Annotated in this window: 22 protein-coding genes; 5 read left to right on the forward strand and 17 right to left on the reverse strand. The window is 53.3% G+C overall.

Translation table 11 applies throughout. The features are described 5' to 3' along the window. Positions 1-7 precede the first annotated feature (7 nt). Complete coding sequence (locus AC534G_RS13110; RefSeq protein WP_110498059.1) at positions 8-1,723, reverse strand: ABC-F family ATP-binding cassette domain-containing protein; 1,716 nt, start codon at positions 1,721-1,723, stop codon at positions 8-10. A 418-nt stretch (positions 1,724-2,141) separates the two neighbouring features. On the opposite strand from AC534G_RS13110, the gene AC534G_RS13115 reads away from it, so the two are divergent. Next, positions 2,142-3,044, forward strand: a complete 903-nt coding sequence (locus AC534G_RS13115; protein ID WP_069325067.1) for an endonuclease/exonuclease/phosphatase family protein — start codon at positions 2,142-2,144, stop codon at positions 3,042-3,044. A 68-nt stretch (positions 3,045-3,112) separates the two neighbouring features. On the opposite strand, the gene maeA is transcribed toward AC534G_RS13115, so the two are convergent. Then, on the reverse strand, positions 3,113-4,810 hold the full coding sequence (gene maeA / locus AC534G_RS13120) for a malate dehydrogenase (protein ID WP_038640630.1): 1,698 nt from the start codon (positions 4,808-4,810) through the stop codon (positions 3,113-3,115). A gap of 179 nt (positions 4,811-4,989) precedes the next feature. Then, positions 4,990-5,130, reverse strand: coding sequence for a stationary-phase-induced ribosome-associated protein (sra, locus tag AC534G_RS13125; RefSeq protein ID WP_038640628.1), 141 nt, complete (start codon positions 5,128-5,130; stop codon positions 4,990-4,992). 228 nt (positions 5,131-5,358) lie between these two features. Here sra and AC534G_RS13130 point away from each other — a divergent pair, with 228 nt between their 5' ends. Beyond that, a complete protein-coding gene (locus AC534G_RS13130) occupies positions 5,359-5,790 on the forward strand; it encodes an OsmC family protein (RefSeq protein ID WP_085048199.1) in 432 nt (143 codons plus the stop codon). A 47-nt stretch (positions 5,791-5,837) separates the two neighbouring features. Here AC534G_RS13130 and AC534G_RS13135 read toward each other — a convergent pair whose 3' ends face one another. The 6 genes from AC534G_RS13135 to AC534G_RS13160 are packed head-to-tail and all read right to left on the reverse strand — an operon-like array spanning position 5,838 to position 11,550. Beyond that, positions 5,838-6,608, reverse strand: a complete 771-nt coding sequence (locus AC534G_RS13135; protein WP_110498061.1) for a 3-hydroxybutyrate dehydrogenase — start codon at positions 6,606-6,608, stop codon at positions 5,838-5,840. Between the two features lie 11 nt (positions 6,609-6,619). Then, positions 6,620-8,014, reverse strand: coding sequence for a GntP family permease (locus AC534G_RS13140; RefSeq protein ID WP_199951110.1), 1,395 nt, complete (start codon positions 8,012-8,014; stop codon positions 6,620-6,622). A gap of 43 nt (positions 8,015-8,057) precedes the next feature. Continuing rightward, positions 8,058-8,981: a 3-hydroxyacyl-CoA dehydrogenase family protein gene (locus AC534G_RS13145; protein WP_110498063.1), complete on the reverse strand. Its 924-nt coding sequence runs from the start codon at positions 8,979-8,981 to the stop codon at positions 8,058-8,060. Then, on the reverse strand, positions 8,971-10,173 hold the full coding sequence (locus AC534G_RS13150; RefSeq protein WP_110498064.1) for an acetyl-CoA C-acetyltransferase: 1,203 nt from the start codon (positions 10,171-10,173) through the stop codon (positions 8,971-8,973). Before AC534G_RS13150 ends, AC534G_RS13145 begins: the two co-directional genes overlap by 11 nt. Positions 10,174-10,183: 10 nt before the next feature. Continuing rightward, the gene (locus AC534G_RS13155; RefSeq protein WP_038640615.1) at positions 10,184-10,840 is read right to left on the reverse strand and encodes a CoA transferase subunit B; all 657 of its coding nucleotides are present in this window, start codon (positions 10,838-10,840) and stop codon (positions 10,184-10,186) included. Positions 10,841-10,842: 2 nt separating this feature from the next. Continuing rightward, entirely contained in the window at positions 10,843-11,550 is a 708-nt protein-coding gene (locus AC534G_RS13160) for a CoA transferase subunit A (protein ID WP_032939731.1), read from the reverse strand. Positions 11,551-11,692: 142 nt separating this feature from the next. Between AC534G_RS13160 and AC534G_RS13165 the strand changes: the two genes are divergently transcribed. After that, positions 11,693-12,583 carry a LysR family transcriptional regulator gene (locus tag AC534G_RS13165; RefSeq protein ID WP_038640611.1) on the forward strand — a complete coding sequence of 297 codons (891 nt, stop codon included), beginning with the start codon at positions 11,693-11,695 and terminating at the stop codon, positions 12,581-12,583. 13 nt (positions 12,584-12,596) lie between these two features. Here the strand turns inward: AC534G_RS13165 and AC534G_RS13170 are convergent, their stop codons facing one another. The 7 genes from AC534G_RS13170 to AC534G_RS13200 are packed head-to-tail and all read right to left on the reverse strand — an operon-like array spanning position 12,597 to position 19,520. Beyond that, on the reverse strand, positions 12,597-13,538 hold the full coding sequence (locus tag AC534G_RS13170) for an ABC transporter ATP-binding protein (RefSeq protein ID WP_110498066.1): 942 nt from the start codon (positions 13,536-13,538) through the stop codon (positions 12,597-12,599). Next, entirely contained in the window at positions 13,531-14,517 is a 987-nt protein-coding gene (locus AC534G_RS13175) for an ABC transporter ATP-binding protein (protein WP_110498067.1), read from the reverse strand. Before AC534G_RS13175 ends, AC534G_RS13170 begins: the two co-directional genes overlap by 8 nt. After that, positions 14,514-15,410, reverse strand: a complete 897-nt coding sequence (ddpC, locus tag AC534G_RS13180) for a D,D-dipeptide ABC transporter permease (RefSeq protein WP_038640605.1) — start codon at positions 15,408-15,410, stop codon at positions 14,514-14,516. The genes AC534G_RS13175 and ddpC overlap by 4 nt, the downstream gene beginning before the upstream one ends. Further along, on the reverse strand, positions 15,407-16,429 hold the full coding sequence (locus AC534G_RS13185) for an ABC transporter permease (protein WP_038640603.1): 1,023 nt from the start codon (positions 16,427-16,429) through the stop codon (positions 15,407-15,409). Before AC534G_RS13185 ends, ddpC begins: the two co-directional genes overlap by 4 nt. Positions 16,430-16,473: 44 nt before the next feature. After that, the gene (locus AC534G_RS13190; RefSeq protein WP_085048206.1) at positions 16,474-18,036 is read right to left on the reverse strand and encodes an ABC transporter substrate-binding protein; all 1,563 of its coding nucleotides are present in this window, start codon (positions 18,034-18,036) and stop codon (positions 16,474-16,476) included. Positions 18,037-18,051: 15 nt separating this feature from the next. Continuing rightward, a complete protein-coding gene (gene ddpX, locus AC534G_RS13195; protein WP_110498068.1) occupies positions 18,052-18,639 on the reverse strand; it encodes a D-alanyl-D-alanine dipeptidase in 588 nt (195 codons plus the stop codon). A 14-nt stretch (positions 18,640-18,653) separates the two neighbouring features. Further along, a complete protein-coding gene (locus AC534G_RS13200; protein WP_038640598.1) occupies positions 18,654-19,520 on the reverse strand; it encodes a MurR/RpiR family transcriptional regulator in 867 nt (288 codons plus the stop codon). A gap of 399 nt (positions 19,521-19,919) precedes the next feature. On the opposite strand from AC534G_RS13200, the gene hdeB reads away from it, so the two are divergent. Then, a complete protein-coding gene (gene hdeB / locus AC534G_RS13205; RefSeq protein ID WP_032939734.1) occupies positions 19,920-20,249 on the forward strand; it encodes an acid-activated periplasmic chaperone HdeB in 330 nt (109 codons plus the stop codon). Positions 20,250-20,404: 155 nt separating this feature from the next. Then, positions 20,405-22,348 carry a methyl-accepting chemotaxis protein gene (locus AC534G_RS13210; RefSeq protein ID WP_085048209.1) on the forward strand — a complete coding sequence of 648 codons (1,944 nt, stop codon included), beginning with the start codon at positions 20,405-20,407 and terminating at the stop codon, positions 22,346-22,348. 45 nt (positions 22,349-22,393) lie between these two features. Here AC534G_RS13210 and AC534G_RS13215 read toward each other — a convergent pair whose 3' ends face one another. Then, complete coding sequence (locus tag AC534G_RS13215; RefSeq protein ID WP_085048210.1) at positions 22,394-23,533, reverse strand: HlyD family secretion protein; 1,140 nt, start codon at positions 23,531-23,533, stop codon at positions 22,394-22,396.

Consider the following 23,533-nt stretch of genomic DNA (forward strand, 5'->3'; position numbering starts at 1 on the left):
ATGCGGTTTACTCCAGTAGTGAGTTCAGACGCGCAATCTCCTGACGCCATTGCGCTTGTAACAGCGGTTTTTGATGTTTCGGCTTACGAGCGAGATCGTCGGCCAGCCGCTGCTCCAGTTCGAGAAGTTGTTCCAGTAACGCATCACTGTCGCGGCTTATTTCATTTCTCGCTTCAACCACCGTTTTCGGGACAGGTATCTCAGCAGATGTTTCCCGAATTCGCGCGTTGATCGCGTCCAGATCGTGCCATTCGCTGAGTTCGCCGTTATCAATAAACCAGAACCGGTTACAGCTTTTGCTGATAAGCTGGCGATCGTGACTGACCAGCAACACGCCGCCGTGATAGCTTTGCAGCGTTTCTGCCAGCGCCTCTTTGCCTTCCATATCCAGATGGTTGGTCGGTTCATCAAGCATCAGCAGGCTATAACGCGCAAGCGTCAGTCCCACAAACAATAACCGGGAACGCTCGCCACCGCTTAATGTACTGACCCGCTGTGCGTGACGAACCCATGGAAAGCCCGCGCTAATCAAGGCCATTTTGCGAATATCAGGCTGAGGAGCAAACGCTTCCAGCGCGTCAAACAGCGAGTCGTCATCAGCGAGTTGGTGCAGCGTTTGATCGTAATACCCCAGCGTAACGCGCGGGTGTAACACCAATGAAGGCGATGCCAGCTGTGAGTGAAACTGTTGCCAGATAAGCCTTAACAGCGATGATTTCCCACAACCATTGCGCCCGACAATCGCCACGCGATCGCCGCTTTTTACGCGGATACCGGCTATCGAAAACAGCGAATCTGCGCCAGGAGCAGGGGCCACGGACAGATGAGTCATCTCCAGCAAACGATCCGCACGCAGGGCATCACCCTGCAATGTTAGTGTCCACTGACTTCCCGAGGTTACTTCGGTCTGTACCTCTTTCAGGCGCAGCACCTGTTTTTCCATCTGCTTGGCTTTACGGGAAAGGTCTTCGTTGTCGTAGACCCGCCCCCAGGTCGCCAGCCGTTTGGCGCTGGCGGTGACACGGTCGATCTCCTTTTGTTCAGCCTTATGGCGCAAAGCATCGCTGGCGTCTCTGTCTACCAGAGCCTGACGCGCCGCGCTACAGGGCAGATCGAAGGCATGCAGGGTGCGATCGCGCAGGATCCAGGTCCCGTGAGTCACGGCATCCAGCAACTGCGGATCGTGAGAAACCACCACAAAACTACCAGACCAGTTCTGTAAGAACTGTTCCAGCCACAGTAACGTGGGCAAATCCAGGTGGTTACCCGGTTCATCCAGCAGTAGCAGGTCAGGATTTCGCATCAGCGCCCGCGCTAATAACAGACGCGTGTGTTGTCCGCCGCTCAGCGTTTGTGCTGTCAGAGATAAATTCTCCGGCGTGAAACCCATTTCGGCCAGCAACGCTTCAACTCGCCATTGCTGGCTCGCGCGTTCATGCTCGGGAAGTTGAGCAAGCACCGCCTCTTGCAACGTAAGCGGCAGTATATCGTCAGGTAAATGTTGCTCCACACGTGCGAGATGACAGTGATTCGCCTGCGCGATAGACCCGCTGGTGGGTGAAATCGTGCCATCAAGCAGTTTTAATAGCGTACTTTTGCCGCAGCCGTTGTAACCGATAAGCCCGATGCGGTCACCTTTTTTCAGGGTGAAGGAAAGATCGTCGAATAGCGTGCCAAATGCCGTATCAACGTGTAAGGATTGTGCGGTTAGTAATGTGCTCATTGTTGCTTACTCAAGAGTTACAGGCGTAAAAACGCCTCGTCAAACATCGCTGACGATAACCCGGTAAGCCCGAGAGAAGGGGATTGAGAAGTTAGCTTCGCTCAAGCAGAAGTTATCGCAGCACGATACCGATAACGCTTGAGCACTGGCGATCGCCAAAAGCATGTGAAACGATAAAACGTTCACAGTACAGCATAAGTATCCTCCTTTTGTTTTTCAGAATGTTAATCGGTGATGAAAGTGTAATCGCAACATACGCGGTAGCGCAAGCTTTGAACGCCCAGCAGATCACAAGACAAATAAATCAGGCAAAAGTTAATTTTCGTCGCGCCGAAAGCTTGAGTTAAGGATCACAATAACGATCGCTGTTCTCCGGTACGCTGTCGCTCACTATTTTATTATTTGGAGAATAGATGACATGAAAAAAACAATGACATTGACGATGATTGCGCTGGGATGTTTATTTGCAAATGCACAAGCAAGCGAAAAACTCGCTGGTAATGAGATACTTAAAGTGCAAAAGGGTGGTGTTCCTGACAAAATTTACACGCAGAATAACCCGCATTTAAAGATTGCCACCTATAACATTGGTAAAAATGAAGCATCTGCTGATGTGGCGGATTTTACGGCACTTAATTCAGCTATTAAAAGAATAGATGCAGATATTATAGCAGTGCCAGAGGTTGATAATAAAACAGGGCGCAGTCAAAAGATCGATCAACTCAAAAAAATCGCTGATGCCAATAAACTGTATTACGCCTTTGGTAAAGCACTCGATTTTGATGGCGGTGAGTACGGGTTAGGACTGCTTTCCAAATATAAAATATTGCATACGCAGGTGGTAAAATTACCGTCGGGTAATGCTGAACAACGCGTGGCATTACTGGCGCAGGTTGACGTGCCTGGGTTTGATTCTGCCCCCATCATTATGGTGACCCATCTCGACTGGCAAAAAGATCCTACCATGCGTACGGAACAAGCCCGCTATCTTTTAGATATCAGCATTGGCGACGCGACATCAGATTTCCCGGATATCGCCTCCTCAATTAAAATCCTTGCAGGGGACTTTAATTCGACCCGGGACGAGCAGCCGCTGAAAGAAATACGTTACTTTTTCAACGAAGTGACGAAAGACGGGGTTGATACCCGCAGTTGGCCAGCCGTTAACCCTGCGATCGATATAGACCATATTTTCACGTTTAAAGGGCAGAAGTGGAACGTCAAAAATCTGGAAATTCCACATAACTCACCCGAATTTACGTGGTCTACGGCGAGCGATCACCTGCCGGTTATCGCTGAGCTGGAACTTTCAGAACAGTAATCTGCATACTGTATTTCGTTCATCGAACGCTTAAAATTGCCCGGCAGACTCTGCTGCCGGGCAAACCGTCAAATAGAAGTTCGACGGTAGTCGCGATATTCCGCCTGCCAGAAATTATCGTCAATCGCCTGTTGCAGCGCTTCGGCGGACGTTTTCACAGCCACGCCTTGCTGCTGGGCCATTTTACCCACGGCAAAAGCAATCGCACGGGAAACTGTCTGAATGTCTTTCAGTTCCGGTAACACCAGTCCTTCGCCGTTCAGCACCAGCGGTGAATACTGCGCCAGTGTTTCACTGGCCGACATCAGCATTTCATCGGTAATGCGCGATGCGCCGGAAGCAATAACACCCAGCCCGATACCCGGGAAAATATAGGCGTTGTTACACTGGGCAATCGGGAAGACTTTTTCCTTCCACACTACCGGCGCAAACGGGCTACCGGTCGCAACCAGCGCGTTACCTTCGGTCCAGGCGATAATATCCTGTGGCGTAGCTTCCACGCGTGAAGTTGGGTTAGACAGCGGCATGACGATGGGACGCGAACAATGCTTGTGCATTTCGCGGATGATCTCTTCGGTAAACAGGCCGGTCTGTCCGGAAACACCAATCAGGATATCCGGCTTAACGTTACGCACCACGTCGAGTAACGACAGCACATCCTCTTGCGTATCCCAGTGCTGCAGATTTTCGCGTTTTTGCACCAGTTTGGTCTGGAAGGAGAGCAGGTTCGGCATTTTGTCGGTTAACAGGCCGAAGCGATCGACCATAAACACGCGCTGACGCGCCGCTTCCTCGCTTAAACCTTCACGCTGGATTTGCGCGATGATCTGCTCGGCAATCCCGCAACCAGCTGAGCCCGCTCCCAGGAACACGATATTCTGTTCACTTAACTGGCTACCCGCCGCGCGGCTGGCGGCAATGAGCGTACCAACGGTAACCGCTGCGGTGCCCTGAATATCGTCGTTAAACGAGCAAATTTCATCGCGATAGCGGTTCAACAACGGCATCGCATTTTTCTGCGCGAAGTCTTCGAACTGCAGCAGCACGTCCGGCCAACGATGCTTCACAGCCTGGATGAATTCATCGACAAATTCGTAGTATTCATCATCAGTGATACGCGGATTACGCCAGCCCATATACAGCGGATCGTTCAGCAGTTGCTGATTGTTGGTACCGACGTCCAGGACGACCGGCAGGGTGTAGGCCGGACTAATTCCGCCACACGCGGTATACAGCGACAGCTTACCGATCGGAATACCCATCCCGCCGATCCCCTGGTCGCCAAGGCCCAGAATACGTTCACCGTCGGTGACGACGATAACTTTGATATTGTGGTTAGGTACGTTCTGCAGGATATCGTCCATATTGTGGCGGTTCTGATAAGAGATAAACACACCGCGCGCGCGACGGTAGATCTCAGAGAAACGCTCACAGGCAGCACCTACCGTTGGGGTATAGATAACCGGCATCATCTCATCAAGGTGATTATGCACCAGTCGGTAAAACAGTGTTTCGTTGGTGTCCTGAATGTTACGCAGGTAAATATGCTTGTCGATTTCGGTTTTGAATCCCTGATATTGGATCCAGGCGCGTTCAGCCTGTTCTTCAATCGTCTCGACCACTTCCGGCAGTAACCCCAGCAGGTTGAAGTTACGGCGTTCTTCCACACTGAAAGCGCTCCCTTTATTCAGTAAAGGGAATTCCAGCAGTACCGGGCCAGCGTAGGGGATGTAAAGGGAACGCAGTTTTTTAGTTTCGTTTTCCATGTCACTCACTCTTTTTTGAATAACCGTCCCTGGCGTTCTTTATGATCGTATGTGGCCTGTCCGCCAGGGAAACGGGCGAAGTATAAAGCATTGTGAATGGGGTATGGGGTTTTATAAGCAAAAACACCACTGCGGTTGCAATGGTGTTTATCTCGTTATTCAGTCAGACCTGCGAAAGACTATTTGCCGTCAGCGCGGCGTTTTCTTCCGGTAGGATTGTTGACCACACTGGTTTTGTCACCTTCGGTCACGACTTTACGTTGGTTTGAGATTTTGTGGTCCAGTCCAAGAATATGACGGGCCTGACGGTTCGATTTCATTCTAACTCCTTAATCCTGTTTCTGGTTTCAAGGGCGAGCCCGTATAACAACGGACGAAATACAACCTGATAGAAAGCCGATGTTTAAAATAACGGCTTTCAGGATGGTCGGTCATTTTGTCTGAAAGGTCAATGCTTAAGCGGTAAATGCAGAACTATCCCGGATGGATCATGCATTTTCTCAGGCGTCCTATACTTGTAACTTCAACGACAACACAGGAGAACGGTAATGACTATCCATAAGAAGGGTCAGGCACACTGGGAAGGCGACATTAAACGCGGTAAAGGTACCGTATCGACCGAAAGTGGCGTGCTGAATCAGCAACCGTATGGGTTTAATACGCGGTTCGAAGGGGTAAAAGGCACCAATCCTGAAGAGTTGATTGGCGCGGCCCATGCCGCCTGCTTCTCAATGGCGCTTTCGTTAATGCTGGGCGATGCGGGCTTTACGCCAGACGCCATTGATACCACTGCCGATGTTTCTCTGGATAAGGTGGATGCGGGATTTGCGATAACCAAAGTAGCGCTGCACAGTGAGGTAAGCGTTCCGGGGATAGACGCCGCCACGTTTGACGGCATCATCCAGAAAGCGAAGGCCGGCTGCCCAGTTTCGCAGGTACTGAACGCGGAAATTACACTGGATTATCAGCTGAAGTCTTAATCGTGGCGTGCCGGATGCGACTACGTCTTATCCGGCACCAGATGATGTTATTGCGCCACCCAGCCGCCATCCATATTCCACGCAACGCCTCGTACCTGCGCCGCACCGTCTGAACATAAAAACAACGCGAGTTCCCCTAACTGCTCCGGCGTGACGAATTCGCGCGACGGTTGCTTTTCCGCCAGCAGGGCGTCACGTGCGACGTCAGGCGCAGCGCCTTCGGCAATACGTTTATCAATCTGCTGCTGGACCAACGGTGTGAGCACCCAACCGGGGCATAGCGCATTGCAGGTGATGCCGGTCTGCGCGGTTTCCAGCGCAATGGTCTTGGTTAATCCCACCACGCCGTGCTTGGCTGCCACGTACGCGGCTTTCTCTTTAGAAGCCACCAGGCCGTGAACCGAGGCGATATTAATGATGCGTCCCCAGTTCCGTGCGCGCATGCCTGGCAGCGCCAGTCGCGTAGTGTGAAAAACGGATGAGAGGTTAATAGCAATAATTGCGTTCCATTTTTCAACCGGGAAGGTTTCTACCGGAGACACATGCTGGATCCCGGCGTTGTTGACCAGGATATCCACACCGCCAAATTCGCTTGCGGCATAGCGCATCATGTCAGCAATTTGCGCTTCATCGCTCAGGTCCGCGCCGTGGTAGCCTGGCGTTTTGCCATACTGCGCCACGGCGTCTTTGGCGGCTTCGACATCACCAAACCCGTTGAGGATCAACGAAGCGCCCGCTTGTGCCAGCACCTGAGCGATGCCTAATCCAATACCGCTGGTCGAGCCGGTAACCAGGGCGGTTTTTCCCGTTAAGTTCATGATGATTCTCCTTAAACAATTCCGGTGGTGTAGAAGACGCCGATAACAAACAGCACGGCCAGGCTTTTGATCACGGTGATGGCGAAAATCCCGCCGTACGCCTGACGATGGCTGAGGCCGGTAATAGCCAGCAGGGTAATGACCGCGCCGTTGTGCGGCAGGGTATCCATGCCGCCACTGGCCATTGACGCCACGCGGTGGAAGACTTCGAGTGGAATATTGGCGGCATGGGCAGCGGCAATAAAAGTGTCAGACATGGCGGCGAGGGCAATACTCATTCCGCCAGACGCCGAGCCGGTGATCCCAGCCAGCGTGGTGATGCTGATGGCTTCGTTAAGAAGCGGGTCGGGGATCGCCGCCAGCGCTTTTGACAACACAAGGAAACCCGGCAAGGCAGCGATCACCGCACCAAAACCATACTCCGACGCGGTGTTCATGGCCGCGAGGATCGCGCCGCCAACCGCCGTTCTGCTGCCTTCCGCCAGGCGACCTTTAATGTTGCGATAGCCGAACAGCACCACCAGCAGGATCCCTGAAATCAGCGCCGCTTCCACCGCCCAGATAGCGGTAATTTTACCGACTTCGGTGGTAATCGGTTTGGCAAGGCCTGGCAGTTCCAGTTGATGTGTTGCGCCATACCACTGTGGGATCCAGCGGGTAAACAGCAGGTTAAATACCCCAACCAGAATCAGCGGAGAGATAGCGATTATCGGGTTCGGCAGGTTAATGTTATCCGGCGTTTCCGGCTCGTTTAACAGTTCAGTGCCATAGCCTTCATTCTTTGCCTGCGCTTTACGACGCTGACGTTCGAGATAAACCAGACCGACGAAAATAATAAACAGCGAGCCTATCAGCCCCAACCACGGCGCGGCCCAGGCGTTAGTCCCAAAGAAGCTGGTCGGAATAATATTCTGGATCTGCGGCGTGCCCGGCAAGGCGTCCATCGTGAAGGAAAACGCGCCCAGCGCAACGGTGGCCGGGATCAGGCGCTTAGGAATATTACTCTGGCGGAACAGCTCCGCCGCAAAGGGATACACCGCAAACGCCACGACGAACAGTGACACCCCGCCGTAGGTTAACAGCGCGCACACCAGCACGATCACCGGGATGGCGTGACGCCGCCCGAGAATATTGATGGCGGCGGCAACAATAGAGCGGGAAAAACCAGACAACTCGATTAACTTGCCAAACACCGCACCCAGCAAAAATACCGGGAAGTAAAGCTTCACAAAACCGACCATTTTTTCCATAAACAGGCCGGTGAAGGCAGGGCCGACGGCGCTGGGTTCGGTAAGCAATACAGCACCTAATGCCGCGATGGGGGCAAACAGGATGACGCTGTATCCGCGATAGGCTGCAAGCATCAGCAGGCCCAGCGCTGCCAGGGCGATTAATACACTCATCATGACTCCTCAATATCATTGTTATAGTGGGGTACAGAAAGAGAAGTTACGGTTTCAGGGCAAAGCGCAGCTGGTGCTCTCTGCGTTGCTGGATGTACTCCTTGCGCGAATCATCCCAGCGATAAAATCCCTGGCCGCTGCGCAAACCAGTATCACCGTTGGCAACCTTGTCAGCGACCAGCGACATCATGTCGCTACCGGTGGCGAGCGTGGGTAACAGATGCTGACAAATGTCCTGTACCGTAGAAAGACCCGTCATATCAGCCGCCTCCAGCGGGCCAACCATGGCATAGCGTCGTCCGAGCGAGGCACGCATTACCTGATCCACTACCTCCGCGCTGGCGATACCGCTTTTAACGATATGCAATGCTTCACGTAGCAGGGCGAATTGCAGACGGTTGCCGACAAACCCTGGCGCGGCGCGATCGAGCACGACCGCTTCCAGTTGCATCGACAGCAGTAGTTGTTGTAATTCATGGAGATATTCCGCCTTCGTTGCCGTCCCCGGCACAATTTCAACCAGCGGAATAAAGTGTGGCGGGTTCCAGAAATGGGCAATCAGCAACCGCTCAGGATGGGCAAGCTTTTCTGCCAGGGCATCGGGTGGCAGTCCGCTGGTATTACTGGCGATCACCGCCTCCGGTGCGATCAGCTCTTCCAGTTGCGCATACAGCGCATGTTTAAGTTCGAGGCGTTCCGGGATGGCTTCAATCAGCAATCCGCACGCGGCAATATCCTGTAGCGACGTCGTACCGTGTAGACGGTTCATAACCGATGCTTTTTCGCTTAGAGCAAATTGTTCAGTAGCAATAAGCTCATCCACAATACCGCTGGCAATATGGCTAATTTCCGCAATTCGGCTGCTATCGGTGTCGTACAACCAGATATCGTGACCAAAGCGGGCAAAGTGGGTGGCAATGCCGACGCCCATTAAACCCGCGCCCAGTACGCAAATTTGCTTATTTTTCATGAGATCCCCCCGGACGCTCTACTGCCAGCGCGACACCCTGACCGCCGCCTACGCACAGCGTGGCCAACCCTTTGGCGGCGTTGCTGCGGGCCATTTCATGCAGCAGGGTCACCAGAATCCGGCACCCGGAGGCACCAATCGGATGACCCAGCGCGATCGCGCCGCCATTGACGTTAACTTTGCTGCTGTCCCAGTTCAGTGATTCGCCAACCGCCAGCGCTTGTGCGGCAAACGCTTCGTTGGCTTCAATGAGATCAACATCGTTCAGCGCCCAGCCTGCCCGTTGTAGACACTGAAGTGACGCATCTACTGGCCCAATACCCATAATGGCCGGATCGACGCCGGAGACCGCGTAGCCCGCAACCCGTCCCAGAACCGGCAAATTGAGTTCTGCGGCTTTGGCGGCGCTCATTAGCATCACCGCCGCGGCGCCATCATTGATTGAAGAAGCATTCCCGGCGGTCACCGTGCCGTTTCCTGGCCGAAACGCTGGCTTGAGCTGCGCCAGCTTATCAGCCTGAGTATCCGGGCGCGGCTGTTCGTCGCGGTCCACAACACGCGGCGGTTTTTTCCCCTGCGGAACGCTGACCGGGGTAATCTCCGCACTAAAACGACCGGCTTCAATCGCGGCAGCTGCTTTTTGCTGGGAGTGCAGAGCAAATGCATCCTGTTGCTCACGACTGATAGCGAACTTATCCGCCAGATTCTCCGCGGTAATGCCCATGTGATAGTCGTTGAAGGCGTCCCATAAACCGTCATGCACTACGCTGTCTTTCAGGCTGGCATGACCCAGGCGCAGACCGGCCCGCGCGCCGTCGAGGAAATAGGGCGCATTGCTCATGCTCTCCTGCCCACCGGCAATCACAATTTGCGCATCACCGCAGCGAATCGCCTGTACCGCCTGATGCACCGCCTTCAGGCCCGAGCCGCACACCAGATTAATGGTTAGCGCTGGCGTAGTGACCGGTAAGCCCGCGCGTAACGCCGTCTGTCTGGCCGGATTTTGACCACTGCCCGTCGTGAGCACCTGACCCAAAATCACTTCATCAATTTGCTCAGGCGCCACGGCCGTTTTTTCCAGCAGGGAACGGATGACCACCGAACCGAGTTCAACCGCCGAAAGCGGCGCCAGCGCGCCATGAAAACTGCCAATCGGGGTGCGCGTTGCCGCGACAATAACAACATCCTGCATGGTCAGCTCCTCAGTTAAATTGCATCTCGGGGACATTTTCAGGAACGATCAGCTTGCCGGCGGTTCTGGCGACGATGTCATCCACGCTGATACCCGGGGCGCGTTCGCGCAGAATGAACGCCCCGTCGGCAATCTCCAGCAGCGCCAGATCGGTAAGTACGCGTTTGATGCAGGCCACGCCGGTCAGCGGCAGGGTGCAGGCGGGAAGCAATTTTGACTCACCGTTTTTGGAAGCATGGGTCATCACCACGATGATGTTGTCAGCTCCGGCCACCAGGTCCATTGCGCCGCCCATGCCTTTCACCATTTTTCCGGGGATCATCCACGAGGCGATATTGCCGTTTACATCGACTTCAAACGCGCCGAGCACCGTCAGGTCAACGTGGCCGCCGCGGATCATCGCGAAGGATTGCGCCGAGTCGAAAATCGCTGCGCCTTTGCGCGCCGTCACGGTCTGTTTTCCGGCGTTGATCATGTCCGCATCAATTTCGTCTTCTGTGGGAAACGGCCCCATACCCAGCAAACCGTTTTCCGATTGCAGCATCACGTCCATACCATCGGGGATGTAGTTCGCTACCAGAGTGGGAATACCAATCCCAAGGTTGACGTAATAACCGTCGCGCAGCTCACGGGCGACACGCATTGCCATTTGTTCACGCGTTAACATGGTCAGGCTCCTTTCTGGCGCAGGGTGCGTTGTTCAATACGTTTTTCAAATTGCCCCTGAATAATGCGGTTAACAAAAATTCCGGGAGTATGAATCGCAGCGGGATCCAACTCGCCAGGGGGGACGATCTCTTCAACTTCCACCACGGTAATGCGCCCGGCAGCGGCCATCAGCGGATTAAAATTCTGTGCGGTATGGCGATAGATAACATTGCCGTACCAGTCGGCTTTCCAGCCTTTGACCAGCGCAAAGTCTCCGGTTATGGCCTGTTCTAAAATGTACGGACGTCCGGCAAACTCGCGCACCTCTTTTCCTTCGGCCACGGGGGTCCCGTATCCGGTCGCGGTGAAGAAAGCGGGGATCCCCGCGCCGCCAGCGCGCAACTGCTCCGCCAGCGTGCCTTGCGGCGTCAGGATGGCTTCCAGTTCGCCGCTAAGCACCTGCTTTTCAAACAGCGCGTTTTCACCCACATAGGATGCAACCACTTTGCGCACCTGACGCGTTTCCAGCAGTACGCCGAGGCCAAAACCGTCCACGCCGCAGTTGTTTGACACCACGGTAAGACCCTGAACCTCCCGACGACGTACTTCGGCAATCAGATTTTCAGGGATGCCACACAAGCCAAAACCGCCCGCCAGCAGCGTCATGTTGTCGGTCAGTCCTTCCAGCGCCTCTTGATACGTGGCGACCCGTTTATCCAGTCCAGCCATATACTTGCCCCTCCTGTTGTCCTTGCCGACATCATTGGGGGAGAAAAATGATTTGTTAATTTTAAATTTGTGACTCACTCATTGGGTTTTTTTATCAATTTAATGTTAATTAAAGGTATTCAACAGGTTAAAGGAATGCGAAATGGGAATGAGCATCAAACAGTTACGCGCGTTTTTAGCGGTAGCTCACACTCTGAATTTTGCTCATGCCAGTGAAAGACTGAATATGTCGCAACCCGCATTAAGTCTGGCGATTAAAGGACTGGAGGATTCGTTAGGTGGGGCTTTACTGTTGAGAACCACCCGCAAGGTGACCCTGACACAGGAAGGGGAAACGTTGCTGAACATGGGGCGACAGTTGCTCGCGGACTGGGAGAACACGGAAGAGGCAATGCGCCAGCGATTCACGCTGCAACGCGGTAAAATCTCTATTGCCGCCATGCCTTCATTTGCTGCTAACGTCCTGCCGTCAGTACTGAAGACGTTTCGTGATTCCTATTCCGGTATCAACGTAACGGTTCACGATGTGATTAACGAACAAGTCATTGAGATGGTGAGTGAAGGGCGGGTGGAGATGGGCATTGCCTTCGAACCGGACTATTCCGGGCATCTGCATTTCACCCCGCTTGGTGTGGATCGTTTTATCGCGATTGTCCCGCCAACATGCCGACTGGCAGGGCGGGATCGTATTGCGTGGCGTGAACTGCTGACGCTGGATTTCATCACTCTGCAACGACCTTCCGCTGTGCGTCTGATGCTGGAAGAACAGTTGGTGCAAAGCGGGCATTCACTGGAGGTGGCGCTGGAGAGCCATCAACTGGTGACCATTGGCCGGCTGGTGGCTAAGGGCCTGGGCGGCAGCGCGGTACCTGCGCTGTGCCGTACGCAAATGACTGAATTAGGCGCAACCTGTATCGATCTGGACACGCCGGTGATCCAGCGTCGGATCGGCGTTCTGCGTTCGGCACATCATAAGTTATCTACCGCCTCAGAAGTGCTGGTGGATACCCTGAAAAAGGCGTATTGCGCCTGATTTTCCGCCGCGTTCAGCTCACGTTAACCGCCCGCCAGCAGCGAACCTCACTTCCTGATTCGCTGGACAGCAAGATCTGTTTATTCTCACAGCCACGGATCGCCAACGGACATCTGTCACGAAAAAAACAGCCCTCAGGCAGCGTTCGGTTCCCCGGTAGTTCGGTTTTCCGTAACACTAAATCCTCCGCCAGCGGTGCTCCCGTTTTAGGGACGGAGTCGAGTAATAATCGCGTGTAGGGATGGGCAGGATGAGTAAGAACCTGCTGCGTTTCTCCCAGTTCAACAATTTGCCCAAGGTACATCACCGCCACGCGATCGCTCATATGGCGAACCACCGACACGTTATGCGATATCAGCACATAGGTCAGATTTCTGCGTGCCTGCAATGACACCAGCAGGTTAAGAATTTGCGCCTGCACGGAGATATCCAGCGCCGAAGTGGGTTCATCCAGTACAATCACGTCCGGCTCTGACGACAACGCCCGGGCAATGGCAATACGCTGACGCTGCCCGCCGGAGAACGCATGCGGCAGACGGTCGAGATATTCAGGGCGGATCCCTACCTGTTGCGCCAAATCTTCGGCAAGAATGCGGCGTTCACGCTCGGAGCTTCGCTTCTGGATCCACACCGGTTCGGTGATAATTCGCCACACCGGTAAGCGCGGATCAAGCGATGAAAGCGGGTCCTGAAAGACCATCTGCATGCCGCTGTGCCGCTTGTCATTGTGGCGAGAGTAGTTTCCCTGACTCGGTTGCAGCATCCCCATCAGCAGTTGCGCCAGCGTACTTTTTCCGCAGCCGGATTCACCGACAATCCCCAGCGTTTCTCCCTGACGAATCTGTAAATCCAGACCGTTGAGCGCATGCACCCGTTCGGTAACCTTGCCGAGCCAGTTTTTACGCGCGGGAAAGCTGACATGAACATCCTGCAAGGCCAGTAAAAATTCAGACATGTGTTGTCTCCAGTTGCGGATACCAGCAGGCCGATTGTTGATCCGCGCCTCCCTGACTGCTTAATGCAGGCGTCTCGTCACAGCGAGGGCCAGCCACAAAACAGCGCTCACGAAATGCGCATCCGCTCGGTAAGCGGGTTAAATTCGGTACGGTGCCGGGAATGGCAGGCAGCAATGCGCGCGGTTCGCCGTGTTCCGGCGCACATTTCAGCAAGCCGATGGAATAGGGATGCGTGGGATGCTGAATAACGGTTGGTGTTGGACCACTCTCAATCACGCTTCCGGCATACATGACGTATAACCGGTCGCACAATTGTGAAACCACCGCCATATCATGGCTGATAAATAGCACGGCTGTCCCGCTGGCGCGCGCTTTTAGCTTCAGCAAACGCAACACCTGCAGCTGTACCGTGACGTCAAGTGCGGTGGTCGGTTCATCGGCAATGATCAGTTCCGGCTCGCAGGAAAAGGCCAGCGCAATCATCACCCGCTGGCGCATACCGCCGGAAAGCTCAAACGGGAAACGTTTCATCACTTCCGCCGCGTCCGGAATTTGCATCTCTTCCAGCAAAGCGATGGCTTTCTGGCGAGCATCCGTGCGGCTTAGCGCCTGGTGATGGCGGATAACTTCCACCATCTGCTGGCCGATACGTCGCGTGGGATTAAGCGCGGTCATGGGCTCCTGAAAGATCATCGCAACGCGTGCGCCGCGCCACTGGCGCATTTGCTTTTCGCTGGCGTTGAGCACATCTTCACCCAGTAGCGAAACGCGTCCCTGGTGAATATGATAGCTGCCCTCCGGCAGCAGCCGCATGGTAAGCATCGCCGTCACGGACTTGCCGGAACCGGATTCACCGACCACGCCGACAATTTCTCCGCGGTTGATATGCAGCGAAACATGGTTCAGCGCATGCACGTCAGCTTTATAGCCGGGGAAACTCAGATGCAAATCCTCAATTTCCAGTACGGGTTGTGTCATGACTGTTTTCCTCCGGCTTTCGGATCCAGCAGGTCGCGAATACCATCGCCAAAAAGATTAAAGCCCACGGCGGTAATCAGAATTGCGGCGCCGGGAAAAGCGCAATACCACCACTGATCAAGCACGTAGTTGCGGCCTATCGCCACCATCGCTCCCCATTCCGCGCTGGGCTGCTGTGCGCCCAGACCAATAAACCCGAGCGTGGCGGCCATCAGGATCGCGCTGCCGATATCCAGCGACGCCTGCACAATCAGCGGCGGTAAAGAGTTACGTAAAATGTGCCAGCTAATCAGGTGCCAGCGAGAAGCGCCGTAGGTCCGCGCAGCCTGGACATAGGTAAACTGACGCACCACTAACGTTTGGCCGCGGGCGAGGCGCACATAAAAAGGAATACGTACGATGGCAATCGCCAGCATGGCGTTAAACAGGCTGGGTCCCAGCGCAGCGGCCAGTGCCATCGTCAGCACCAGCGAAGGGATGGACAGCATGATGTCCATTATTCGCATGATAATTGCATCGGCGCGTCCCCCCATGACGCCAGACAGACAACCCAGCAGCGAACCCAATCCGCCGGCAATTCCCACCACCACCAGACCAGCGACGACCGACTGCTGGCTTCCGACCAGAACACGGCTGAACAGATCGCGGCCCACTTCATCGGTACCAAACCAATGGGACGCAGACGGTGGCAGCAGGCGCGCACTTAAATTGATGGCATTAGGATCGTAAGGCGTAATCCACGGTGACAGCACCATCAGCAACAGTATCAGTACAATGATGACCCCGCCTATCAGCGTCAGCGGGCTGCTTTTCATCATCCACAACAATTTCGCCCAGTCCGTACGACGACGAGCAGTCTGTGGGGCGGTCGGCGTTTCTTGAGTGAGCATCATTCAGCACCTCCGCGTCCAATACGTGGGTCAATCCACAGGTAGAGTAAATCAACCGCCAGGTTGACCAGCACATAAGCGAAAGAGACCACTACGGCAAATCCCATTACCGCCGGGAAGTCGAGCGCCTGAATCGACGTTACCACCCAGGCGCCCATTCCCGGCCAGGCGAAGACCGTTTCGGTCAGTACCGCACCGTAGAGCAGATCGCCCAATGCCAGGCCGAGCACGGTTATTGATGGAATAAGCGCATTCGGCAACGCGTAACACAGCACGATGTACCAGCCCGGTAGTCCGCTGGCGCGCGCGGTTCGAATGTAATCTTCACTCAGTTGCTCCAGCATGGCAGAGCGAATCTGGCGGGCAACGATCCCTAAGTGCACAAAAGCCAGCGTCAGTGACGGCAGGATCAGGTGCTGGAGCGCATTGAAAAAGACTTCGCCATTGCCTTCCAGCAGGGCATCAATCAGGTAGAACCCGGTGACATGAGCCGGTGGATCCAGCCAGTCGTCTAACCGTCCACCGCCGGGCAAAATTTGCAGATGACCGTAAAACAGCACGATAACCCCCAGCCCCAGCCAGAATGCAGGCGTGGAGATGCCGGTAATCGCCATCAGGCGAACGAGGTGATCAAGCCAACGGTTGCGCCAGACTGCAGATAAAATACCTAACGGAATACCGATCACCAGCGCCAGCAACAAAGAGCAGAAAGCCAGCTCCAGAGTGGCGGGAAAGAAGATACGCAGTTCATCCAGTACCGGGCGTCCGGTGCGAATAGAGGTGCCTAAGTCGCCCTGAAAGATATCGCTCACATAGCGAAAGAACTGCACATACAGCGGCTGGTTCAGCCCCAGCTGTTGACGAATATTTTCAACAATTTCATCGCTGGCGCGATCGCCCGCCAGCAACCGCGCGGGGTCGCCTGGGATCAGGTGCGAAATGATAAAGGTGATCACGCAAACACCGATAACCACCAGAATAAGTCCCCAGCATCGCTGGCGTAAAATGCTCCAGAACGTCATTAGCTTCCCCTTGCGGAGCCTGAGTGGCTCCGCATCAACGTGGCTTATTTACTCATGGTGGAGATATTGAAGACCTGTTCCAGCATGGGGTTAAATACAAATCCTTTGACGTCTTTGTTCATCGCCAGTTGATAGTTTTTCTGGAATAAATAGACGTAGGCCGCTTCATCAATCACGATGGTTTGCGCCTGCTGGTAATCATTGGTTCTGGCGACCGGATCGGTGGTGGCTAATGCGCTACGCAGCAGCTTATCGACCTCACTGTTTTCATAGAATGAACGGTTACCCGGCAGACCTTTTTTATCTGACTCAAACCAGTAGTTCATGAACATGTACGGGTCGGCGAAATCCGGACTCCAGTTACCGATAGCAATGTCGTAATCCCCTTTACCCACACGGTCACGCATGGTGGCATTCGCCAGTTTTTCCAGCTTCACCTTAATACCCAGTTTGTTGAGACTGGCCTGGGTAGAGAGGGCAATCGGCTCCCAGTTAGGGTCATTATCTGAATACAAGAAACTCAGGCTCTCGGGTTTGTTCGCGACCTTGTCCCATGCGGCTTTCGCTTTGGCTTCATCAAAACTGTACTGCATAGCCTTGTCATCAAAACCCCACATACCTTCAGGGATCGGACCGCGCATCTGTTTACCATTGCCACTGAGGATCCCATTCACCATGCCTTTATAATCGGTGGCCCATGAGATGGCGCGGCGTAAATCCACCTGATTGAGCGGCGCTTTACTGTTGTTCAGATACAGATAGGTCACGCGCAGCGAGGGATAATCCACTACGTTAACTTTGCCTTCCTGTTTTAAAGCGGCCAACTGGTCGACCGGAAGCGCGTCGGCAATGTCGATATCGCCCCGCGACAATTGCAGGCGACGGGAGGCGCTTTCACCAATGATTTTTACCGAAACCCGCTTAAACGTTGGTTTGGCCCCGGAATAATGCGGGTTTGGCACCAGTACCAGTTGTTGTCCTTTTTGCCAGCTTTTCAGCATGAAAGGACCGGAGCCTGCCGTGTTCTGCGCCAGGAATCCGCGGGCATCGTCTGCGGCATGTTCTTTTAAGATTGCCGGGTTGATAATTGAGGCCCCGTCATTTGCCAGCGTATACAGGAAGGGTGCGAACGGCTGGCTGAGGGTAAATTTCACCGTGTTGTCATCAATGGCCTCAACCTTCAGATCTTTCGGGAATGCTTCAGCGGGTCCCTGGCCAATTTTGAGCAGGCGCTCAAAGGATTGTTTTACTGCATCTGCCGTCACCGGCGTCCCGTCGGCGAATTTGGCATCGTTTTTCAGGGTGAACGTCCACTCTTTCTGATCGTCAGAGGCTTTCCAGCCGCTGGCTAAATCACCTTCAACTTCCGTTGAGCCTTTACCGCCTTCGGTTTTGTACTGAACCAGACGCTGATAAGAGGGATAGGTGACCGTCCAGTCGTTGTTATCGATGGTCACGGCGGGGTCGAGCGTCTGCGGGTCGGCGGCTTTACCGATGACCAACATATCTTTAGGCACGGCGGCCTGCGCGGCAGGGAGGGCAAATGCCAGCGCAATGGCGATCAGAGCGGGGCGAAAAAACGCATTTAACGCAGGTGTAGTCTTCATAACCAGGCTCCAGGATTATAAGGGATGTTGTGTTGTTATAGGGGGAACAGGGAAACAGGCTATCTGGTCGTCAAGCAGCGGATAACGCGCGGCATCAGATAATTCAAAATGCCACCACTCGCTGTTAATGCCGACAAAACCGCCACCGAACATAATGGCGTTGAGTAACAACCGGTTACGCTGCGCGGCTGGTGGAACAGAAGGGTGCCAGGCATGGGAACGGTCGTGCATCTCATCAAAATCAGCGCCCATATCGAGAACATTGCCACGATCGTCCATCAGCGTAACGTCGATGGCCGTTCCGCGGCTGTGATTGGATCCAATCGCCACATCGACGACGTACTGGGGATCCGGGCACGCATTCCACAGCACCGCCTGCGCCTGCTGGGGGCGATACGCGTCATACACTACAAGCTTCAGGCCCGCCAGTTGCGCGATACTGATGCTTTTAGCCAGCGCGGTTACCGCCTCGCGGTGTAACAGGCAGCGCGCTTCCCGGTAGATAGGCGCGCCGGTAATGTTGTCGGCCGTGGCGTATTTGAGATCGATATGCAGCGACGGGAATATCACCGACAGATCGACCAGTTCTGGGGTTTCTGACATAGCACATTTCCTGTTTATTGTTCGAATTGACCAAACTGTTGTTGTAACTGGCGATTGGTTTGCAGGCGTCCTGCGAGGGAATCACCAAGTTGCTCCACCACCGCAGAGAGTAATAAGTTGAACAGACAGCTCACGGGAGCCAGAGAATCCCAGAAATGTCCGGTGTCAGTTTTTACCTGGAGTAAATCAAGGGCATAATCTCTGGCCCACGGACACCACACATCGGTGATCAGCGCCAGTGGAATATGGCGTTCTGTCGCGACACGGCAATATTGTCGGGAGATAGCGGAGTAGGCACGCATGTCGGTGATCACCACGTATGGCTGGTTAAATCCCGAATTCAGCGACTCTACCCAACTGCCGGAAAGCCCTTCGGAGTAGCTGACTTTAGGCCGCAGGTATTCAAGATGACTAAAAAAGGCGTTGGCAATCCCACGTGTAGACTGGATCCCAAGGATGTAAACCGCTTCCGCATGCGCCAGCTGCTGCGCAATGCGTAAAAATGTTTCGCTTTGCGCGAGTTGATAGACATGGGTAATGGCGTCGATTTCCAGTAACAGCGACTGCTGCGCGCGATCCGGCAGGCTTTGCTGCTGGTGCCAGGAATCCAGCCGCTCGTTCATTCCCCAGGGTTGATAGGGGACAACCGGCAGCTCACGCAGGCTGGCTTTTGCATCCTCCAGATTGCGAAAGCCCAGCTTACGCAGATAGCGTCCTACGGTAATGCCGCTGGTTCCTGCCGCTTTAGCAATGCCATCCGCGGTTTCAAAAGGGATCTGTACACCGTGGGCTAACAGCCACCCGGCTACGCGCTTTTCGCTCGGCGTAAGCTGGCTGAAGGTCTGTTCTATGCGGGTAAATAATTCAGGTTTCGCTGTCATTACCTTCTCGCTGTTAGTTGTCTGTCAGATGACGGCTCACTGTTAGTGAATTAACAATGCAGGACGCGTGCCAGGTCGCTAACAGCGACATGCTGGCTGCTTTTGTTAAAATTAAAACCACATTCATTAACTAATGATCAACATTTGTGCAGCGTAGTTCAGTTTTGGTGCAGCGACAGGAGAGCGGGGTATGAATCTGCTGATTTCGTCGGAACGATCACATTGTCGGCAACATTTCCCCTCAAACATCAGAATCGGTAATAGGAAATATCAATTTCAGCCAAATCAATAATGGCAACCTTTATTCTTATAACGGTAGGGGTATTATTTTTTGCGAACTACATTAACGGTTTGAAGCGCGAGTGTAGATATTATCTATATTATAAATGGAGTACTACAATGAATAAATTCTCCCTTTCTACAGCAGGTATTCTGGTCGCAGCGCTGTTAACCAGTGTTAGCGTCAATGCAGCCACTGATAGCGCGAAAACTGAAGTGACGCCGAAAGGCATGAGCTGCCAGGAATTCATTGATCTGAACCCGCAGACCATGGCTCCGGTGGCTTTCTGGGTGCTTAATGAAGACGAAGATTTCAAAGGTGGTGATTACGTCGACTATAACGAAACCGTCACGACCGCAGTACCTCTGACCGTAGAACTTTGTAAAAAACATCCGCAGAGCGAATTAAGTAAAATAAAAGACGAAATCAAAAAAGAATTATCGAAATAAAATTAAAGCGTTATTAAAACCCGGCCAAAGTGCTGGGTTTTGCTATTTGTGACGCTGTCACTTATTTATTTTGCAATACTTAAGGAAACTTTATAAAGATAAAAACGCCGGTGCCGATACTGGGTAAAAGTTAGCCTTTTGCAGAAGGAGTTTGTATGGCCTGGTATCCTACTCGTATTTCAACGCGTTTAACCATTGGTGGCATTCTGCTGCTTGCAGTCACTACACTTGTCATTGTTGCAATTATGCTCTGGCGAGGGCAGCCGCGCGTCGTTGAAATCAATACCGCCCTGATCGAAGAAACGGGGCAAGGTTTAACCCGTCAGTTAAGTACCGTGTTGTCGCGAATTGAAGGTGAGACCGTCGGTTTGTCGCGACTGGCCGAAGTGCTGCCCAACGATGAATCGCTATATCAAAGCGTTGTTCCACATTTGATAGGTGAAGATAAAGAGTCGATCATTACCGGCGGCGGCATTTGGCCAGAACCAGACGCCTTCACCGCAGGCGTAGAAAAACGCAGCTTTTTCTGGGCGCGTAACGCTGAAGGAAAGCTGATGTACTCCAACGACTATAACGTCGAAGGATCAAGCGGATACCACAATGAAAGCTGGTATCAGCATGCCAAGGGACATTCACAAAACAGCTGCTTATGGTCTGATGTTTACCAGGATGCCAGTTCCGGGGTCAACATGGTAACCTGCAGCGTTCCTTATCAACTGGCCGGTAAGTTTGCCGGCGTCGCCACTACCGATATTCGTCTCGATAACGTTGCCACCTTTATGCAACAGCAGGGAAACAGCACCGGTGGTTACGCGTTCGTGGTGGATAAACAGGGACAAATTCTCTACTTCCCGCAGGCAGACCTGACAAAACACAAAACCATTAACGATCTGGCGCAAAGCGCGCAATGGCTTATCCCGGTGGAAAACGGTCTTAAATCTTTACGTCCGGCAGATGGGGTGAAGACGATTACGCTTGCCAACGACAATGTGTTGAATACGCCGACCCGGGTAATGCTATTCCCGATGGCGGATACCGGCTGGGTCGTGGGGCTGGTGACGCCTGAATCACGCATCGTCGGTCTCGCCAAAGTGATGATGCAGGACGTGCTGGAAGTGTTGATCCCAATTATGACGCTATTGCTGGTGGGATCCTGGCTGGTGGTTCGCCGACTGATTTCGCGTCTCGATGATACCCGCCAGGCGCTCGATGATATCGCGCAGGGCGAAGGCGATCTTACCCGTCGCCTGGATGTGCGCGGCAAAGATGAGATTTCGGCTATCGCCGAGGCGTTTAATCTGTTCGTCGATAAAATCTCAGCCATTCTGATCACCGTCAGAAGCAGTAGCGTGGTGGTGGCGAATAATGCCGTCAGCCTGGCAGACAGCAATATGGAACTTTCATCTCGCGTCACGCAGCAGGCCGCTGCGCTGGAAGAGAGTTCGGCGGCGATGGAACAGTTAAATGCGACCGTTCATCAAAATGCCAGTAATACGCAACTGGCGGATGAGCTATCCGATAGCACCGCGCAAACGGCCAACCGCTGTGGCGATGTTATGCAGGGCGTGATCTCAACAATGGATAACGTCAGCGCGTCATCCGGCAGAATGGTGGAAATTGTCGCGGTGATTGACAGCATTGCGTTCCAGACCAATATTCTGGCCCTGAACGCCGCCGTTGAAGCCGCCAGAGCGGGCGATGCGGGTAGAGGGTTCGCCGTTGTCGCCTCTGAAGTACGTACGCTGGCCCAGCGTAGCGCCACCGCCGCGCAAGAAATTAAAGCATTGATTGATGAATCCGTATCTCATGTTGGTAGCGGAAGTCAGCAAATTCACAATGCAGGCGAACGGCTGGGAGAACTGGTCAATAACGTACGGCAGGTGCGTCAGTTGATGGGGGAAATACGCGTTGCAGGCGAAGAACAGCGTAAAGGCGTTTCCGAAGTCACGCTGGCCGTTACCGAAATGGACAGCACCGTTCAGCAGAATGCCTCGTTAATTGATGATGCCGCAGCACGTACCCAGGCCCTGAAAGAAGAGGCGGAACAACTGGCGTTGCTGGTCTCTTCATTTAGATTACCAGAACCTGCTACCGCCTGAGCGTCGAGTGAGGTCCGGGCGCAATCACTGCACCCGGACAGTCGATTAATGATCAAGGTACAGGTAGTGCATCCAACTGGTCATGCGCAAGAGTATTTTCCGTAGCAATGATAATGCTTCAAAATGCTGAGCTGAATAGACCGCAACCTGAGCGGCAACACCGTCTGGGAGTTGCTGTTCAGCCTGATTATTATCAACTTCGATACTGACCAGCACTTTGTTGCTGCCCGGTGTGACGTTTAAGGATTGCAATGTTCCCTGGGCATAATAAGCCCCGGTCGGGATCACGGGGGCAACACTGACGACTTTTCCTTGTACTACTTGTCCCGGCAAGCCATTGAAGACAATTTCAGCTTCATCACCCACATTAAGACGTAAGATCGAGTTTTGACGAAACGCCGCAACAATTTGGTTTTTGTGCGCAGGAATAAACACCATAACTGGCTTAAAAGGCAGTCTCGACGCATAGGTTCCCGGACGAACCAGTAATTGGCTGACATAACCGTCGCTGGGGGCGCGAACAATGGTTTGCTCATAATTAAATCGAGCCTCATCAATTTGAGCTTGCAGACTGGCGATCTGCGAGTTTTGTCCATGAATGGTGCTGTCGAGTTCTTTCTGAATACTGTTCAGTTCAGCATTGGCGGCGTTCATCGCCGCGTCCTGAGCCAGATAATCCTGGCGCGCTGTATCAATATCATTGGCAGTAAATGGGTTCACTTTTGCCTGACTGCCTTTCTGGTAGCGCTGATAGTTTTTGTAATATTTATCACGTTCAGCCCTGGCCTGTTCTAGCTGCAGTCGCGCACTATTGCGTTTCTCCTCAAGGGCCAGAACGTCATGTTTTGCCGTAACAATGTCCGCTTCAAGCTTTTCCAGTTTAGCTTTATAACGGGCAGGATCGATTTTAAACAGGACATCTCCTTTTTTTATTGGTGTGTTAATTTTATCCGTTACTTCTGAAACCACCCCGGTAACTTGCGGAACAACGGGAATGCCCACAACCAATTTTTGTGCATCTTCTGTATAGGGATGATTATAATTCATGGTAAGGATCAGCGCCCCAAGCATGACCACGCCCCCCAATACCGCTGAGGGTAATGTCCACTTATTCAACGGAACCTTAAATACTTTAAAAATGACGTAAACGATAGCGGCGTAGGTTAATGTTAATAATATTTCCAC

It is taken from the genome of Citrobacter sp. CRE-46 (assembly GCF_059615875.1).

Excerpts from the sequence above, each read along its gene's own strand:
- ddpC (WP_038640605.1), bottom strand. The coding sequence starts at position 15,410 with ATGATGCTCACTCAAGAAACGCCGACCGCCCCACAGACTGCTCGTCGT.
- AC534G_RS13185 (WP_038640603.1), bottom strand. The coding sequence starts at position 16,429 with ATGACGTTCTGGAGCATTTTACGCCAGCGATGCTGGGGACTTATTCTG.
- AC534G_RS13155 (WP_038640615.1), bottom strand. The coding sequence starts at position 10,840 with ATGTTAACGCGTGAACAAATGGCAATGCGTGTCGCCCGTGAGCTGCGC.
- AC534G_RS13135 (WP_110498061.1), bottom strand. The coding sequence starts at position 6,608 with ATGAACTTAACGGGAAAAACCGCCCTGGTTACCGGCTCGACCAGCGGT.
- ddpX (WP_110498068.1), bottom strand. The coding sequence starts at position 18,639 with ATGTCAGAAACCCCAGAACTGGTCGATCTGTCGGTGATATTCCCGTCG.
- AC534G_RS13130 (WP_085048199.1), top strand. The coding sequence starts at position 5,359 with ATGACTATCCATAAGAAGGGTCAGGCACACTGGGAAGGCGACATTAAA.
- hdeB (WP_032939734.1), top strand. The coding sequence starts at position 19,920 with ATGAATAAATTCTCCCTTTCTACAGCAGGTATTCTGGTCGCAGCGCTG.
- AC534G_RS13170 (WP_110498066.1), bottom strand. The coding sequence starts at position 13,538 with ATGTCTGAATTTTTACTGGCCTTGCAGGATGTTCATGTCAGCTTTCCC.
- AC534G_RS13110 (WP_110498059.1), bottom strand. The coding sequence starts at position 1,723 with ATGAGCACATTACTAACCGCACAATCCTTACACGTTGATACGGCATTT.
- AC534G_RS13145 (WP_110498063.1), bottom strand. The coding sequence starts at position 8,981 with ATGAAAAATAAGCAAATTTGCGTACTGGGCGCGGGTTTAATGGGCGTC.
- AC534G_RS13210 (WP_085048209.1), top strand. The coding sequence starts at position 20,405 with ATGGCCTGGTATCCTACTCGTATTTCAACGCGTTTAACCATTGGTGGC.
- AC534G_RS13190 (WP_085048206.1), bottom strand. The coding sequence starts at position 18,036 with ATGAAGACTACACCTGCGTTAAATGCGTTTTTTCGCCCCGCTCTGATC.
- maeA (WP_038640630.1), bottom strand. The coding sequence starts at position 4,810 with ATGGAAAACGAAACTAAAAAACTGCGTTCCCTTTACATCCCCTACGCT.
- AC534G_RS13115 (WP_069325067.1), top strand. The coding sequence starts at position 2,142 with ATGAAAAAAACAATGACATTGACGATGATTGCGCTGGGATGTTTATTT.
- AC534G_RS13160 (WP_032939731.1), bottom strand. The coding sequence starts at position 11,550 with ATGGCTGGACTGGATAAACGGGTCGCCACGTATCAAGAGGCGCTGGAA.
- AC534G_RS13200 (WP_038640598.1), bottom strand. The coding sequence starts at position 19,520 with ATGACAGCGAAACCTGAATTATTTACCCGCATAGAACAGACCTTCAGC.
- sra (WP_038640628.1), bottom strand. The coding sequence starts at position 5,130 with ATGAAATCGAACCGTCAGGCCCGTCATATTCTTGGACTGGACCACAAA.
- AC534G_RS13175 (WP_110498067.1), bottom strand. The coding sequence starts at position 14,517 with ATGACACAACCCGTACTGGAAATTGAGGATTTGCATCTGAGTTTCCCC.
- AC534G_RS13165 (WP_038640611.1), top strand. The coding sequence starts at position 11,693 with ATGGGAATGAGCATCAAACAGTTACGCGCGTTTTTAGCGGTAGCTCAC.
- AC534G_RS13140 (WP_199951110.1), bottom strand. The coding sequence starts at position 8,014 with ATGATGAGTGTATTAATCGCCCTGGCAGCGCTGGGCCTGCTGATGCTT.
- AC534G_RS13150 (WP_110498064.1), bottom strand. The coding sequence starts at position 10,173 with ATGCAGGATGTTGTTATTGTCGCGGCAACGCGCACCCCGATTGGCAGT.